17 protein-coding genes are annotated in these 15,609 nt (G+C 65.2%); 6 read left to right on the forward strand and 11 right to left on the reverse strand.

Features of this window, described 5'->3' with window-relative positions:
• Positions 1-2 precede the first annotated feature (2 nt).
• Genes ACIPPQ_RS14805 through ACIPPQ_RS14815 form a run of 3 tightly spaced genes read left to right on the forward strand, consistent with a single transcriptional unit; the run spans position 3 to position 2,868 of the window.
• Positions 3-548 carry a CvpA family protein gene (locus ACIPPQ_RS14805; protein WP_446544837.1) on the forward strand — a complete coding sequence of 182 codons (546 nt, stop codon included), beginning with the start codon at positions 3-5 and terminating at the stop codon, positions 546-548.
• A complete protein-coding gene (locus ACIPPQ_RS14810; protein WP_446544838.1) occupies positions 545-973 on the forward strand; it encodes an iron-sulfur cluster assembly scaffold protein in 429 nt (142 codons plus the stop codon). Before ACIPPQ_RS14805 ends, ACIPPQ_RS14810 begins: the two co-directional genes overlap by 4 nt.
• Positions 970-2,868, forward strand: a complete 1,899-nt coding sequence (locus ACIPPQ_RS14815) for a cation:proton antiporter domain-containing protein (RefSeq protein ID WP_446544839.1) — start codon at positions 970-972, stop codon at positions 2,866-2,868. The genes ACIPPQ_RS14810 and ACIPPQ_RS14815 overlap by 4 nt, the downstream gene beginning before the upstream one ends.
• 106 nt (positions 2,869-2,974) lie before the next feature.
• Here the strand turns inward: ACIPPQ_RS14815 and ACIPPQ_RS14820 are convergent, their stop codons facing one another.
• Genes ACIPPQ_RS14820 through ACIPPQ_RS14850 form a run of 7 tightly spaced genes read right to left on the reverse strand, consistent with a single transcriptional unit; the run spans position 2,975 to position 8,407 of the window.
• Positions 2,975-3,568, reverse strand: coding sequence for a VOC family protein (locus ACIPPQ_RS14820; protein ID WP_446544840.1), 594 nt, complete (start codon positions 3,566-3,568; stop codon positions 2,975-2,977).
• An 18-nt stretch (positions 3,569-3,586) separates the two neighbouring features.
• Complete coding sequence (locus ACIPPQ_RS14825; protein ID WP_446544841.1) at positions 3,587-4,204, reverse strand: glutathione S-transferase family protein; 618 nt, start codon at positions 4,202-4,204, stop codon at positions 3,587-3,589.
• Between the two features lie 47 nt (positions 4,205-4,251).
• The gene (locus ACIPPQ_RS14830; protein WP_446544842.1) at positions 4,252-5,166 is read right to left on the reverse strand and encodes an SMP-30/gluconolactonase/LRE family protein; all 915 of its coding nucleotides are present in this window, start codon (positions 5,164-5,166) and stop codon (positions 4,252-4,254) included.
• Positions 5,163-5,810 (reverse strand): carboxymuconolactone decarboxylase family protein, encoded by a 648-nt coding sequence (locus ACIPPQ_RS14835; protein ID WP_327453962.1) that lies wholly within the window; start codon positions 5,808-5,810, stop codon positions 5,163-5,165. The genes ACIPPQ_RS14830 and ACIPPQ_RS14835 overlap by 4 nt, the downstream gene beginning before the upstream one ends.
• Before the next feature lie 11 nt (positions 5,811-5,821).
• A complete protein-coding gene (locus ACIPPQ_RS14840) occupies positions 5,822-6,217 on the reverse strand; it encodes a nuclear transport factor 2 family protein (protein ID WP_446544843.1) in 396 nt (131 codons plus the stop codon).
• Between the two features lie 10 nt (positions 6,218-6,227).
• Positions 6,228-7,115, reverse strand: a complete 888-nt coding sequence (locus ACIPPQ_RS14845) for an SDR family NAD(P)-dependent oxidoreductase (RefSeq protein ID WP_446544844.1) — start codon at positions 7,113-7,115, stop codon at positions 6,228-6,230.
• The gene (locus ACIPPQ_RS14850; RefSeq protein WP_446544845.1) at positions 7,112-8,407 is read right to left on the reverse strand and encodes a spinster family MFS transporter; all 1,296 of its coding nucleotides are present in this window, start codon (positions 8,405-8,407) and stop codon (positions 7,112-7,114) included. The genes ACIPPQ_RS14845 and ACIPPQ_RS14850 overlap by 4 nt, the downstream gene beginning before the upstream one ends.
• Positions 8,408-8,515: 108 nt before the next feature.
• Between ACIPPQ_RS14850 and ACIPPQ_RS14855 the strand changes: the two genes are divergently transcribed.
• Positions 8,516-9,283 carry an SDR family NAD(P)-dependent oxidoreductase gene (locus ACIPPQ_RS14855; RefSeq protein WP_446544846.1) on the forward strand — a complete coding sequence of 256 codons (768 nt, stop codon included), beginning with the start codon at positions 8,516-8,518 and terminating at the stop codon, positions 9,281-9,283.
• A gap of 3 nt (positions 9,284-9,286) precedes the next feature.
• On the opposite strand, the gene ACIPPQ_RS14860 is transcribed toward ACIPPQ_RS14855, so the two are convergent.
• The gene (locus ACIPPQ_RS14860; protein ID WP_446544847.1) at positions 9,287-9,997 is read right to left on the reverse strand and encodes a glutathione S-transferase N-terminal domain-containing protein; all 711 of its coding nucleotides are present in this window, start codon (positions 9,995-9,997) and stop codon (positions 9,287-9,289) included.
• A gap of 91 nt (positions 9,998-10,088) precedes the next feature.
• Positions 10,089-12,353 (reverse strand): TonB-dependent receptor, encoded by a 2,265-nt coding sequence (locus tag ACIPPQ_RS14865; protein ID WP_446544848.1) that lies wholly within the window; start codon positions 12,351-12,353, stop codon positions 10,089-10,091.
• 122 nt (positions 12,354-12,475) lie between these two features.
• On the opposite strand from ACIPPQ_RS14865, the gene ACIPPQ_RS14870 reads away from it, so the two are divergent.
• Together ACIPPQ_RS14870 and ACIPPQ_RS14875 are read left to right on the forward strand one after the other, a co-directional pair.
• Positions 12,476-12,982 (forward strand): DUF3237 domain-containing protein, encoded by a 507-nt coding sequence (locus tag ACIPPQ_RS14870; RefSeq protein WP_446544849.1) that lies wholly within the window; start codon positions 12,476-12,478, stop codon positions 12,980-12,982.
• Position 12,983: 1 nt separating this feature from the next.
• Positions 12,984-13,709, forward strand: a complete 726-nt coding sequence (locus tag ACIPPQ_RS14875) for a glutathione binding-like protein (protein WP_446544850.1) — start codon at positions 12,984-12,986, stop codon at positions 13,707-13,709.
• Between the two features lie 3 nt (positions 13,710-13,712).
• On the opposite strand, the gene ACIPPQ_RS14880 is transcribed toward ACIPPQ_RS14875, so the two are convergent.
• Complete coding sequence (locus ACIPPQ_RS14880) at positions 13,713-14,417, reverse strand: glutathione S-transferase family protein (protein WP_446544851.1); 705 nt, start codon at positions 14,415-14,417, stop codon at positions 13,713-13,715.
• 4 nt (positions 14,418-14,421) lie between these two features.
• Positions 14,422-15,585: a CaiB/BaiF CoA transferase family protein gene (locus ACIPPQ_RS14885; protein WP_446544852.1), complete on the reverse strand. Its 1,164-nt coding sequence runs from the start codon at positions 15,583-15,585 to the stop codon at positions 14,422-14,424.
• Positions 15,586-15,609: the final 24 nt, after the last annotated feature.

Here is a 15,609-nt window from a genome sequence, read left to right on the forward strand (position 1 = left end):
AAATGGGAAGTCTGACGGCTCTGGATATCATCGTGCTGACGCTCGTCGGCGGCGGCGCGGTGCTCGGTTTTTCGCGCGGCCTCGTGCAGGAGGTGACGACGCTGCTCGCGTGGGTCCTCGCGATCGCGGCCGTGCGCTTCTTTCACCCGCTCGTCACCGATCTGCTCGCCGGCTGGGTCGGCGGAGAGGGCGGCGCGGCGATGCTCGCCTTCGTCCTGCTTTTCGGCGGCGTGTTCGCGCTGGCCAAATGGGGTTCGCGCGCGATGGGGCAGCGCAGCCGCGCCTCGCTGGTCGGCGGATTCGACCGCGGGCTTGGTGCTGGTTTCGGCGCGGTAAAGGGCCTGCTGATCGCCTCGATCGGCTTCATGCTGATCACTTTGCTGTACGACATCGGCTATGGCAATGCGCAGCGCCCGGCATGGATGACCGACAGCCGCAGCTATCCCGCGCTCAACGCGACGAGCGCCGCGATGAGCAAGGTGATCGCCGAACGCCGGGCGCAGGCCCGCGAAGCCGAGGCCGAAGCGGCGAAGGCCGACAAGTCATGAGCGCGCCGCTCTATAATCGCGACATATTGGCGCTGGCGGTCGCGACCGCCGACTATCTGCCGCTTGCCGATGCGTCTCTCCGCGTGAGCAAGCGTGCGCCGCTGTGCGGCAGCGCGATCATCCTCGATCTCGATACCGACGCCGCCGGGCGCGTGACGCGCGTCGGCATGCACGTCGAGGCGTGTGCGCTCGGCCAGGCGTCGGCGGCGCTGCTTGCGCGCCACGCGCCGGGCCTTGGCCTCGCCGACATCCGTGCCGCGCGTGACGCTATCGCCGGCTGGTTCGCGGGCGAGGGCGACCGGCCCGACTGGCCGGGGTTCGACCTGCTCGCGCCCGCGCGCGACTATCCTGCGCGCCATGGCGCGATCCTGCTGCCGTTCGATGCCGCGATTGCGGCGCTCGAGGACCAGGCGGCGGCGGCGTGACGCTGCTGGCGCTGACGGCGGCGGCGTCGGAGGCGGCGGGGAAGGCGGCTGAAACGGCAACCGACACCGCGTTGGTTGAGGGCGCCATCCTGCTCGGCGTCGCGACCTTGTTCGTCCTCATCTTCCGCCGCCTCGGCCTCGGCGCGGTGCTCGGCTACCTGATCGCGGGCGCGGTCGTGGGCCCGCACGGGCTTGGCCTTGTCGGCGGGGGCGAATCGAAACTCGCCTTTGCCGAACTCGGCATCGCTTTCCTGCTCTTCCTCGTCGGGCTCGAACTGTCGCCGGGCCGCTTGTGGCAGATGCGCCGCGCGATCTTCGGGCTCGGCATGGTGCAGGTCGTGGTGACCGGACTCGTTCTCACCGCGCTGATCCACCTGATCCTCGGGTTCAGCCCGGCAGCCTCGCTTGCGCTCGGCCTGCCGCTCGCGCTGTCCTCGACCGCGCAGGTGCTTCCGGGGCTCAAGAGTTCGGGGCGGATCAATTCGCCCTTTGGCGAGAAGGCCTTCTCGATCCTGCTGTTCCAGGACCTCGCGATCGTGCCGATGATTACCATCGTGGCCGTCCTGTCGCGTGCACCCGCCGATCCCTCGGCGCCGCCCGGCTGGCAGATGGCCTTCTTCACCCTGTGGGCCATCGTCGTGCTGGTCCTCGCGGGGCGCTTCGTCGTCAACCCGCTGCTGCGGATCATCGGCCGCTACGGCGAACGCGAATTGTTCGTCGTGGTCGGACTGCTCACAATCCTTGCGAGCGCCGCATTGATGCATAGCCTGCACCTGTCGACTGCGCTCGGCGCCTTTATCGCGGGCGTCATGCTCGCCGACTCGCCTTATCGGCACGAGATCGAATCGGACGTCGAACCCTTCCGCCTGATCCTGCTCGGCCTCTTCTTCCTTGCCGTCGGCATGGTGCTCGACGTCGGCGCGGTGATGGAGCGGCCGTTGCTCGTCCTCGGGCTGGCGCTGGGCCTTGTTGCGGTGAAGGCGGCGGTCCTGACCTTGATCGTCAAGGCGTTCGGGAAAAGCTGGTCGGCGGCGCTCGGGCTTGGCCTGCTGCTCAGCCAGGGCGGCGAGTTCGGCTTCCTGCTGTTCGCGCAGGCGGCCGACGCGCTCCTCATCGAGCCCGAAGCGGCGAGCCTGTTCAGCGCGGTGGTGACATTGTCGATGGTGACGACGCCCTTCCTGATGCTGTTTGCGCGCAATTTGGAGTTCTCGCCCGCTGCGGAGCCGGCCGACCTTGACGACCCCGAGGATGCGCCGCGCGGGTCGGCGATCGTCGTCGGCTACGGACGGTTCGGGCAGACGGTGGCGCAGATGCTGCACGGCGTAGCCTGTTCGGTGACGCTGATCGACAAGAAGCCGAGCCAGATCGAGCTGTCGAGCCGCTTCGATACCAAGGTCTATTTCGGCGACGGGCTGCGCGTCGACTTGCTGCGCCGTGCGGGCGCCGAAGAGGCGCGGCTGATCATTTTTTGCATCGACGACGCATCGGTCGACGCTGCTGCGTTGAAACCCGTCGTCGACGCCTTTCCCGACGCCAAGGTGCTGATGCGCGTGTTCGATCGGCGCCAGTTGCTCGCGCTCGACGGCGCGGGGGTCGATGGCGCGGTGCGCGAAGTGTTCGAAAGCTCGATCGCGCTGGGACTGATGGCGCTGCGGCACCTCGACGTCGATCCGCGCGAGATGGAGGATGTCGAAACGACGCTCCGCCATCTCGACGATGCGCGGCTCCAGGCGCAGCTCGACGAGGGTGACCTGTCGGCGGGGATGGATCACCGGTTCAAACCCGGTGGCGGGCGCGAGGCCGAAAGCGTGCTCGAGAAGCTGCGGCAGCGGCGGCTCGCGGCGAAGCTGGCCAAGGACGATAATGAGGCGCCGGGGCTGGCCGCGGATCGCTAATCGCGGCGCTGTCGCGCCGGTTGCTCCCTCCATCGGCCGCCGGGCAAAAAAGAACCCGGCCAGAGGCCGGGTCCAGGAGGAGTTCCCAGTGGTACCTTGGGAATGTCTATTCGGCGGGCACCGGGCTGCGGCCGGTGATGAAGCCTTCGCGCTTCGTGCCGTCGGCCTGCACCGGATCGTGCGCGACGTCGCTTTCGTCGAAGACTTTCGTCCATGCCGCAAATTCGAGGCAGACGCCGTCGGGGTCGAAGAAATAGACCGAGCGGACATAGACGTCGTCGTTCATCTCGGGCGACGACTGGGTCGGTGAATTGTCGTGATTGAGGATCGGGGTGACGTCGACGCCCTTGCTCACCAGCCGCTGATAATATTCCTCGAACTTGTCGGCGTGGACGTTGATCGCGATATGGTTCATCGATCCGTGCGCTGACATGAAGTTGCCGCGCGTCGGCAGCGCTTCGGGCGCCGAAATGCCCGGGACGGCTTCCGGGGCGTTCGGAAACCAGAAGAAGGCGATGCTGTCGCCGTTGCCGACGTCGAAGAAGAAATGCTGGCCGCGCCCGCCCGGCAGATCGAGCGTCTTGACCAGCGGCATGCCGAGAATGTCACGGTAAAACTCAACCGTTCGCGCCATATCCTTGCACACGAGCGCGAGGTGATTGACCCCGCAGAATTCGAATTCGCTATTTGCTGCAGCCATGATCCGTCTCCTTGTGGTTCAGTTTGCCGTTGCGCTGGGGCGGCTTTTCATCCGCTCGTACCAGCGCTGAATATTCGTGTTGGCGGGGTCCATCGGCTGGCCGACCGAGGCGCCGAAATCGAGGAATGCGAACAGCATGATGTCGGCGAGGCTCAGCGCGTCACCCGCGATGAATTCGCGCCCCGCGATCTGTGCGTCGAGCCATCTGATCCCGTCCTGCGCGGTTGCTTTCAACCCATCGGCGGCTTCGGGCAGGCAGCGCAGCCGCGCCTCGAACAGCGGCAGGCCTTCGGCAAAGCGGAAGCCGTTGGTGAGCGGTTCGCAAATCTTGAGGTCGACGCGGCGCGTCCACATGCGGGTGTTCGCGCGCTCCTCCGCCGTGGTGCCGATCAGCGGCGTTTCGGGGAAGCGCTCTTCCAGATATTCGCAGATTGCGGTGATTTCGCAGACGAAACTGCCGTCGTCGAGTTCAAGCGCCGGGGTCTGCCCGGCGGGGTTCACATCGACATTATACGGCGCGCGCCGGTTCTCGCCGCCGCGCAGGTCGACGCTGACCTCGGGGATCTCGATACCCTTTTCCGCCATGAAAAGTTTCACGACGCGTGGGTTTGGGCCGACGCTGTTATAGAATTTCATCTTATCCTCTCGCAGTCCTTTTACCATCTTGCGGCTTAATCGTCAACTTAGTTGACGGTTAAGCCGGGGCGCGGCCAACGGACGCGATAGAGCGTCCCCGTTGTCGATGCGGTGATATAGGCGTCGCGCCGGTCGGCGCCGCCAAAGGCGATGTTGGTGATCCCGACGTCGGGGAGCGGCAGGAACTCCGAACCGTCGCCGGCGGGATTGAAAATGGTGATCCCGCCCTCGACCATCGTGCCGACGCAGATGCGCCCGCTTTCCTCGATCGCCATGCTGTCGAGCAGCCGGAAGGCGGGCGGGGTGCCGACAAAGCGGCCGGGAGCCCACGGCGGGGGCGGCGCGAGGGTGCCGGGCGCAACCACGTCCATCGCCCACACGCGCGCGGTCATCGTCTCGCTGACATACAGCGTCTGACCATCGGGCGAGAGGCCCACGCCATTCGGACCCATCATGTCGGCACGCTGGCGCGTGATGCGCGATCCGTCGGCGGCGGCATGATAGAGCGCGCCATGGTCGCGGCCGCTGTCGCGCACCTGTCCATGGTCGGTGAACCAGAAACCGCCGGCGGCGTCGAACACGATATCGTTCGGTCCCTTGAGCCGCTCGCCCTCGAAGCTGTCGTAGAGCGTCGTCACCGCGCCGCTGGTCAGGTCGACGCGCTGGATCGACCCGCACGCGTCGGCGTTCGCGGCGTGACCCGGGAACAGCATGCTGCCCGCCTCGACCCACTCGAACCCGCCATTGTTGCAGACATAGGCGGCGCCGTCGGGGCCGATCGCAAGCCCGTTCGGACCGCCGCCGAGCTCGGCAACGACCAAAAGTTCGCCATCGGGAGCGACGCGCGTCAGCCTGCCGCGCGCGATTTCGACGAGCAGCACCGACCCGTCGGCCATCGGCACCGGGCCTTCGGGAAAGCGAAGGCCGGTCGCGACGATCTCGGGGGCGCCGAATTCGCTCATCCGTTTGCGGGGCGCGGAGCGCTGAGGAAGTCCGCGGCGTTGAAGCCTTCGGGCGCCGCGACTTCGACGATCGGGTCCTCGCGCGCATCATATTCCATGCGCAGCGCACGGGTGATCACCGCGTGCATGTCATAGAGGCAAGTGATGTAGGTGAATTCGAAAATCTGCTCGTCGTTCCAGAAGGTCTTGAGCTTGTCGAAGACCTCCAGCGGCACCCGTCCGCCGGCCTGGGCAAGGCAGTCGGCGTAGGCGAGCACGGTGCGCTCCTGCTCGTTGTAGCAGTCGGCGACCTGCCAGTGCGCGATCGCGGCGATCTTCTCGTCGCTGACGCCGAGGCCGCGCAGCGATTTGCAATGCTGCGAGAAAACGAACTGGCTGCCCTTGACCCAGCCCGCGCGCGTCTGGCCGAGCTCGCGAAGGACCGGATCGATCGTGCGCGCCGGATTGCGATAGACGGCGAAGCCCTTGACCGCATGTTCGAAGATGTCGGGCGACAGCGCGAAGACGGTCCACCAGTCGCCGGGCGTGCCGGTCGCGGTGCCGGGCTCGGCGACGGGGTCGCGGTCGCCGAACAGGCGGTTGTAATAAGCGAGGACGGTCTCGTCGGTGACTTCCGAGCGGGGAACCTGGCGCAGGACGGGCATGGGATGTCTCCTCAGGCGTTGGCGAATTTGCGGAATGCGGCGACGTGTGCGCTGTCGAAATATTCGTCGAGCCGCGTGATCTTGCCATTCTCGACCTTGCAGATGATGGCGCAGGGCAGGCGGACCTCGCCGTCGTCGTGGACGCGCTTGCCCTTCAGTACATGTTGTTGGACGAAGCCGCCGGGAAAGGTGGTGAGCTGGCGCTCGGCATATTCGCGGTCCTTGATCCGCGCGACCATGCCGGTCAGCGTCTGTGCGGTCTGCGCCGGGGTGACGATCAACTCGTCGGTATTGTGCCAGATTTCGGCGTCGGGCGTGAAGCTGCCCTGCATCGTTTCGATGTCGCCCGCCTCGATCGCGTCGAAAAAGCGCTGCGCCATGGCGCGGATGTCGTCCTGCTCTGCCATAATATCCTCCTTAAACTCGCGCGCCGAACATGCGGCCGCCATTGGCGGCGATCAGCCCGTCGATATCGTCGCCCTTGTACGCGGGATCGGCCGAGGGGCCGAAGGACGACAGCATGTCCTGCGTCACCAGCTCGGCCATCGCCTTCCATTCGGGGTGGGTGAATATCCAGTAGTCGCCCGCCTCGATCGCCTCGACGACACGTGCGCCGATCTTGCCCGGTGCCATGCCGCCCGCGAGCACGCCCTGCATCGCTTGGCTCGTAGCCGCGGCCTTGCCGACCTCGACCTCGACGGGGCGCAGGTCGCGCGTTGTCTCGACGATCCGCGTTGCCGACATGCCGGGCATCAGCACCGAAATATCGACGCAGGTTTCGGCCAGCTCGTTGCGCAGCGCCATCGCGATGCCGAGTGTCGCATATTTGGAGCTGATGTAGGCGACCGAGATCGGTGGCGGCACGATCGCGACCATCGAGGAGGTTATGACGAGGTGGCTTGGCTCGCCGCTCGCCTTCATGTCGCCGAGGAAGGTGCGGCAGGCATAGAGATGCGCGTGCGCGTTGACAGCATAGTTCCAGCGCCAGACGTCGGTATCATATTGCTCGAACGGCCCCGATCCGCCGCCGACCCCGGCGTTGCTGAACAGGATGCGCACGGGGCCGAAGTCGCGCGCCTGTTCGCCTGCAGCGGCCCAGCTGTCCTCGCTGGTCACGTCGAGCTGGAGGCCGAGCGCGTTGGCGCCTTCGCTTCGCAGCGCTTCGGCCGCGCCATCGGCGCCCGCCCCGTCGATATCGGCGAGGATGACCGACGCACCCTTGGCGGCGAGCGCCTTGGCGGTGGCGAGTCCGAGCCCGCTCGCGCCGCCGGTGATGAAGGCGGTCTTGCCCGCGACATCGGTCATTCGGCGAAGTCCTTCTCGAGGTAACGCGTCATGCGATACTGCGTGATCCCGGCAGCGGCGGCGAAGGGCATGAGCGCCATCAGCGCCCAGCGCAGGCTTTCGTCGCCATATTCGGGTTTCAGGCTGTCGCTGACGATCCCGGCGAACAGCGGGCCGAGCCCGAGCCCGATGATGTTGAACATCAGCATCAGCACTGCGGCGGCGGTCGCGCGGCTGCGCGGCGGGGTCAGATTCTGGACCAGTGCAAGCGCCGGGGCGACATAGGCGGTGCACGCCGCCATCGGGATCAGCATGAGCGCGAGCGAGAGCTGCCAGCTGTCGACGAGCAGCGCGGCGATGAAGGTCGGGATCAGGACGGCGGTCGCAAGCGCCGGGATGGTGCCATAAGCGCGCGCCGACACCTTCGCACGGTGGCTGACCAGCCACCCGCCGCCGAGGATGCCGATGCCGAAGGTGATGCCCGCCGCCGGGCCGAAATAGGTCGCCATGGCGTCGAGCGGCATCTTCTGCGTCCGCATCAGGAAGGCGGGGATCCAGTTGAGCATGCCATAGCTGGTGAAGGCGGCGAGGCCGCTGCCGATCATCACCATACGCAGCGACGGACGCCGCCAGAACATCGCAAGGCTCTGCGAAAAGGGCAGGGCTTCGTCGGCCGCCTTTTGCGTGTCCATCTGTCCGCGCGCGGGCTCACGGACAAGCCAGATCAGGATCGGCGCGACAATGACGCCGACGATGCCGATCAGGATGAAGGCGTTGCGCCACCCGATGTTCGCGGCGGCCCAGGCACCGAAGGTCGCGCCCACAAAGACGCCGAAAGGGCCGTTGAGCGTGAAGATGCCGATCGCGAGCGGACGCTGCGCGGGTGGGTAATAGTCGGCGATGACCGACAGCGACGGCGCGGTGCCGCCGGCTTCGCCCGCACCGACGCCGAAGCGCATGAGCGCCAATTGCCAGAAGCTCGATGCCATGCCGCACGCCGCGGTGAAGCCGCTCCACACGACGCACGCGATGCCGATCAGCTTCACGCGGTTCCAGCGGTCGGCAATCATCGCGACGGGAACCCCCATCGCGGCATAAAAGAGCGCGAAGGCAAGGCCGGTGAGCAGGCCGAATTGGGTGTCGCTGAAATCCATCTCGGCGCGGATCGGTTCGACGAGCACCGACAGGAGCTGGCGGTCGACGAAGTTGATCGTGCCCACGATGAACAGCATGGCGAGCGCGACATTACGGCGTAGCGCGAGACCGCTGTCGGACGCCGCGGCGCCTGCATTAACGGCGGTAGCCTCTGTCATCACACTCTCCAAAAATGCACGAGTCTTCTCGTTCCAAAAATACTTAGATATTTAAGTTTATCTGTCAACGTGCTTTACGGTAACGGCAAAACCGACGGGAGAGAAGAGATGGAGATCAAGGGTAAAAGCGCCATCGTAACGGGCTCGGCCGGCGGTATCGGCCGCGCGAGTGCAGTCATGCTGGCGGCCCGCGGCGCGGCGGAAATCGCGCTCGTCGATGTCAATGAGACGGGGCTCGCCGAGACCGCGCGGCTCGTCGAGGCGGCGGGGGCGCGGGCGAGCATTCACATACTAGACCTCTCCGACATCCCCGCAACCGAAGCCTGGTTTCGCGCGCATGGCGACGTCGACATATTGCATAACAATGCCGGGGTCGTGTCGGGCCTGCCGCAATTCCCCGACGTCGATGCGGCGCGCATCCGCTGGATCATCGACGTCAACATCACCTCGCTTGTCGCCGCGACGCAGATCGCGGTGCAGGCGATGCGAAAGCGCGGCGGCGGGGTGATCGTCAACACCGTGTCGACGGTGGCGCTGGGCACCGGTTTCTACGATGCCATGTATGCAACGACCAAGGCGGCGGTGATGATGTTCACCCGCTGCTGCGCGCCGCTGAAGGCGGAGTGCAATGTCCGCGTGGCGGGCATGTTGCCGGGGCTGGTCGATACGCCGATCCTCGACACGACGGGCGCGGGCGGCAAGTCCGAATGGATGAAGGCGGTGCTCGCGAACAATGAGGCGTGCGTGCCCGAGGATATCGCCGGCGGCGTTGCGATGCTGATCGAGGATGACGGCCTCGCGGGCGGCGACTGGGTTGCGGTGCGGCGGCTCGACGGCCAGGTCGAATATCAGTGGGGGCACGCGGACACGGTTTAGGAATCAGCGCGTCGGCGCTTCGAGCATATTCTTGCCGAACAGGTTCGACCATTGTTCCTCGGTCAGCACCGGGCGCGCGCTCGACAGGTTTGCGGCATTCTTGACGTCGGTGCCCGCGATCACCGCCGGGCGTTCGCCTATGCGCGCGAACCAGTCCGCGACCGCCGGATAATCGTCGAGTGTCAGCCCGATCGCGCGGATCGCGCGCGTCCACGGCCACGCCGCGATGTCGGCGATCGAATATTCTTCCGCGAGATAATCGGCCTCGCCCAGCCGGCCGTTGAGGACGTGGAGCAGGCGCAGCGTCTCGTTGCGATAGCGTTCGACCGGATAGGTTTGTCCCTCGGGAGCATAGCGGATGAAATGATGTGCCTGACCCTGCATCGGGCCGAAGCTTGCCATCTGCCACATCAGCCATTGCTGCGCCTGAGCACGCCGACGCGGGCTCTCGGGAAGTAGCTGGCCGCTCTTTTCGGCGAGATAGAGGAGGATCGCGCCGCTTTCGAACACCGGCAGCGGTGCGCCGCCGCCGACCGGGTCATGGTCGACGATCGCGGGAAGGCGGCCGTTGGGGTTGATCCGGCGATATTCGGGGGTCAGGTGATCGCCCTCGAGCATATTCATCGCGAGCAGCCGGTGCGGCAACCCGATCTCTTCGAGCATGATCGAGACTTTGTGGCCGTTCGGCGTCGGGGTGAAATAGACGTCGATCATATCGCGGTTCACCCCTTTAAACAGGTCACGACCGCCATCGCGGCTTCCCTGTCGAGGGAAGCATCGACGGCGGCCGATCCCTGGGACATCGTTAGAACTTGATCCCGGCCTCGACCGAAATGTTGCGCGTGGGCTCAAGATAGAGGATCGCGCGCGGGTTTGCGGTGATCGGCGACGGCAGGTTGAAGGCGCTGCCGATCGTCTTTTCGTTCGTCAGGTTCTTGCCGACGACGGCGACGTGCCAGCGGTCGTCCTGATCGGCGAGCTGGACGCGCAGGTCGAGCTTGGCATAGCCGCCCTGCACGCCGAAGATCGGGCTTTGGTTGTCCGAGTTGAAATATTTCGACCGCGCCGACGCAACGCCGGTGATGTCGAGCTTCAGGTCATCCGACATGTCGAACCGCGCGTGCGCGGTAACGCTGCCGGTATATTTCGACGAGTAGGCGACGGGGTAACCGGCCAGGTTGTTGTTCGCGACGTGGTTCGGTTGCGTCCGATCGGTCTGTGCGGGGTTGCAAACCGACAGCGGCTGGCTGGCGAGGCAGGCCGCGCCCGGATAATTGTCATATTTGATATCCGAATAGGCGGCCGACGCGCTGATGTCGAAATTGGGGGTCGGGAAGATGCTGAGCGATCCTTCGAGCCCCTTCGACGTCGCGGCTGCGGCGTTGCCGGTCAGGTAGCTCGACGTTGCGGGCTGGTAGACCGAGACCTGCAGGTCCTTGAACTTGGTATGATAGGCAGAGACGTTGGCGATGACCTTGCCATCGAACAGCGTCGATTTGATGCCGGCCTCGAAATTCTCCGACCGTTCGGGTTCGAAGGTGAAGGTCGCGTTCGTCGTTCCCAGCGTGTTCGAGACGAAGCCGCCCGACTTCGAGCCGCGGCCCCAGGTGCCGTAGACCATGATGCGCGGCGCGATGTCATATTGCAGCGTCACCGACGGATCGACATTGCCTTCGCTGATCGAACCCGTGGCGCTCGAAATCGGGCGCAGCGCGAAGGGGCCGTAAACGAGGCGCGATGCGAAATCGCCGTCCTTCTTGGTGTGGCTGTAGCGCAGGCTGCCGATCGCGCGGAACGCGTCGCTGATGTTGACCGTCGCCTGACCAAATGCCGACCAGGATTCGGCCTTCTGCTTGAACAGGCTGTCGATGCGGCCGAAATAGTTGAGCGCCGCGATGTTGAAGCCCTGATATTGCTCCAGTTGATAGTTCGACTTGTCGTAGTAGGCGCCGACGATGAATTCGAACGTCCGCCCGGTCGGCGACAGGATACGGATTTCCTGCGAGATCTGGTCGAAGCGTTCGGGGAAGGCGTTATACACCGAGTTGGCGGTGACGGCGCCGCCGCTGTTCGGGATCGTCTGGTCGAAGCCGTTGACGATCTTCGACTTGAACCAGCTGTAACCGGTGACCGAGGTGAGCGTGAAATCGCCGAGCGCGAGGTTGCCGACGCCCGAGATCATCACCGACTTATTGTCATTGCCTTCGTCGCCGAGCGCCGAACGTTCGAGATAACGCGTGGTCTGCGGATCCTGCCCGCTGGTCAGCGGGCTCGACACGGTGATGCCGCCGATAACTTCGCGGTTCCCATATTCGACCTTCGCCGTGTAATCGAAATTGTCCGACGGTTCCCACTTCAACGTCAGGCGCAGCAGCTGCGACCGGATTTCGGGATCGTCGTGATCGGTCGCGCGGTTGTAGATATAGCCGTCCTGGTTGACGATCTTGTACGCGAAGCGCGCGCCGAGCGTGTCGGTGATCGGTCCCGACAGGTAACCCGAGAAATCGGTGCCCTTATGGTCGAAATTATAGAGGCCGGTGATCGCGCCCTCGAAATCCTTGGTCGGACCCGCCGAGACGACGCTGACCGCACCCGCTGCGGTGTTCTTGCCGAACAGCGCGCCCTGCGGACCGCGCAGCACCTCGACGCGCGCGAGGTCGAAGAAGGGAGCCTGCGCCTGGCGGTTGCGGCCGGCGTAGATGCCGTCGACATAGAGCGACACCGACTGGTCGAAGGCGAAGTTCGCCGGCGGCGAACCGAAGCCGCGGATATAGATGACGTCGTTGCCCGCGGTCGACTGGACGAAGACGTTCGGCGTGTAGTTCATCACCGCCTTGATGTCGCTCGTATTGAATTCGGCGAGCTTGGCGCCGCTCACGACTTCCATCGAGATCGGCACATTCTGCAGATTCTGCTCGCGCTTTTGCGCGGTGACGATGATTTCGTTGGTGTTGCTGTCGTCGACGTCCGCCGTGTCGGCGGGGGCGGCTTGCGCCATCGCCGGTGCGGCATTGGCGAGCATCGCGATCGCGGCAACGCCGGACAGCAGGAACTGGGTATGCACCTTCATCTTCACCCTCCCATAGAGCTTGTTGTTGCGGTCCCGGAAAGCCTTCCGATCCGTCAATCTGATTGACCCTTAGTATACTAATGGTTTTATGCTTGTCCATAGGCTGGAAGAGGATTCGCATCATGAATGAAGAAAAGCTGCAAGACGCACCAACCGCGCTGGCGACGCGGCATCTGTGCACCGCCGAGTTCGAAGTGGGGGGCGGGATCATCGGGATCGGCGCGTCGCCCTTTGGCGACCAGCGGCTCGGCTATATCAGTGGCGGCCGTTTTTTTGGACCCCGTATCAACGGGATAATCCTGCCGGGCGGTGGCAATTGGTCGCGCTCGGGACGGCTTGGCGATGCGGCGTCGGTCGGCACCTTCGATGCGCGCGCGGTGTGGCAGACCGACGACGGCGACCTCATCTATCTGAGCTACACCGGACGCAACATCATTCCCGACGATGTCCGCGCGACCTTCGTCGATCCCGCGGTCCCCGACGCCGACGCGTCGCGCTACTATCTGCGAATCGCGCCGGTGTTCGAAACCGCGAGCGCAAAATATGGCTGGCTCAACGGCGTGCTCGCGGTGGGCGTCGGCGAACGCACCGATTTCGGTGTGCGCCATGTGATCCACGAGGTGCTTTGAGATGATCGACCTCCATTATTCGGCGACCCCGAACGGGCAGAAGATCGCGATCATGCTCGAGGAGATCGGCGAGCCCTATCGCGTGATCCCTTATGACATCTTCGAGGGTGACCAACTGACCGCCGAATTCGGGCGCATCAATCCGAACCATAAGCTGCCTGCGATTGTCGACGGGGGCCCGGCGGGTGGCGGTGATCCGGTGACGGTTTTCGAGTCGGGCGCGATCCTGCAATATCTGGCCGAAAAGAGCGGCCGCTTCCTGCCTGCATCGGGTGCAGCGCGCGCGGCGACGCTGTCGTGGCTGACATGGCAGGTCGCGGGACTCGGGCCGATGGGCGGGCAGGCGAGCCACTTCCTCCGCTACGCGCCCGCGGGGCAGGACTATGCCGTCGAACGTTATACGAAAGAGGTTCAGCGCCTGCTGACCGTGCTCGAAAAGCGGCTGGAGAAATGCGCTTATGTCGCGGGCAACGATTATTCGATCGCCGACATGGCGATCTGGCCCGGCCGCGCGTCGGCGTTCGTGATGGGCATGGGACTCGACGAATGGCCCGCGATGCACGACTGGTTCGAACGCATCCGCGCGCGCCCTGCGGTGGCGCGCGCCATGGCGCGCGCGGATCTGAAGGCACCCGCCAAGTATGTCGGGCGGCACCAGACGCTCGATGAGAAGGAATGGTCGAACATGTTCGGCGACGCGAACCACGCCGCCGTCGCGAAGGACTGAAGATCAGCGCTTCGCGTGTTGGCGGTCGCCCCACAGGATCGCGCGATGCGCGTCGGTGAAGCCAGTGAGGCCGCCCTCGATCGTCTCGGCGCGCGCAACGCCGACCTTCATACCTTCGGCGACTGCGGGGCGTTCGAGCATCGCGGCGCCCCAGCGGTCGACGTTCGGAAAGCGTCCGGCCTTTTCGATCAGCTGGCGGCGCAGGAAGGGGAGGGTCGCCATGTCGGCGATGCTATATTCGTCGCCGGCAAGCCATTCGGCTTTGCCCAGTCGTTTGTCGAGCACCATCATCAGCCGGTCGACCTCGCGGCTGTAGCGCGCGATCGCATAGTCGTGCCGGTCCTTGGCATAATGGGTGAAATGCACTTCCTGCCCGAACATCGGGCCGACGCCCGACACCTGGAACATCAGCCATTGCCAGCAGGTCGCGCGCTTCACAGGATCGACGGGCAAAAAGCGCCCGGTCTTTTCGGCGAGATAGAGCAGGATCGCGCCGGTTTCCCACAGCACGAAGCCCGGCCCTTCCGGACCTTCGTCGTCGACGATGACCGGGGTCTTGTTGTTCGGGTTGAGCGCGAGGAATTCGGGGGTGAGCTGATCGCCCGCAAGGATGTCGATATATTCGAGCCGCCATTCGAGCCCCATTTCAAGGAGGGCGATTGCGATCTTGCGCGCATTGGGCGTGGGGCCGCCATAGAGCGTGATCATCGCCTCACGCCTCGCGGTCGAGCCAGCGTTTCAGCACGTCAGCGGTGTCCTGTCCGACCGCGAGCGGGGCGGGGCGGCGCACGCTGCCCGGCGTTGCCGACAGCTTGGGGAATACGCCCTGCATCCTGATTTCGCCCAGTTCCTCGTCGGGAACGGCGACCAGCGCCTCGCGCGCGGCGAAATGCGGGTCGGCGAGCATGTCTTCGGCGTCATAAACGCGCCCAGCAGGAACGCCGGCCTCGACCATCTTCGCTTCGAGCTCCTCGATCGTCAGCGTCGCAGTCCATTCGCCGATCAGCGCGTCGAGCTCCTCCTGCCGCACGCCGCGCGCGCGGTGCGTCGCGTAGCGCTCGTCGCTGGCGAGTTCGGGGCGCCCCATCGCGGCGGCGAGGCGCGCGAAGACGCCGTCCTGATTGGCGCCGATCAGATATTCGCCGTCCTTGCACGGATAGACGTTCGACGGCGCGATCGCGGGCAGCGTCGAACCCGTGCGGCGGCGTTTGGTGCCGCTCGCCGAATAGTCGGATACGGTCGATTCCATCACCTGCAGCACCGCCTCATAAAGTGCAGAGTCGACGATCTGGCCTTCGCCCGTCTTGCTGCGATGGTGGAGCGCCGCGAGCGCGCCCATGCAGCCGTAAGTGGCGGCGAGCGTGTCGCCGATCGACACCCCCATGCGCGCCGGCGGCAGGTCGGGATAGCCGACGATGCCGCGCCAGCCGCCCATCGCTTCGCCGATACCGCCGAACCCCGCACGCGCCGAATAGGGACCCGTCTGGCCGTAGCCCGACACGCGCACGACGATGAGACCCGGATTGGTCTTGCGCAGCTCTGCCGGGTCGAGATTCCACTTCTCGAGCGTCCCGGGGCGGAAATTCTCGATAAGGATATCGGCCTTCGCGATCAGCTCGCGTGCAAGCGCCTGGCCTTCTTCCGAGCGCAGATCGACCGCGACCGAATATTTGTTGCGTGCGATCACGCGCCACCAGCTCGGCTTGTCGCCCTGGCCCCAGTTGCGCATCTGGTCGCCGGTCACCGGGGGCTCGAGCTTGACGATTTCGGCGCCCATGTCGCCGAGAAGCTGTCCGCAGAAGGGACCCGCGATCAACTGCCCCATTTCGACGACCTTGATGCCTTCCAGCGCGCCCCCGCTGCTCGTCTCGCTCATATCATTCCTTTCGCGGCCGACTCT

The sequence above is a fragment of the Sphingopyxis sp. LARHCG72 genome (genome assembly GCF_052871675.1).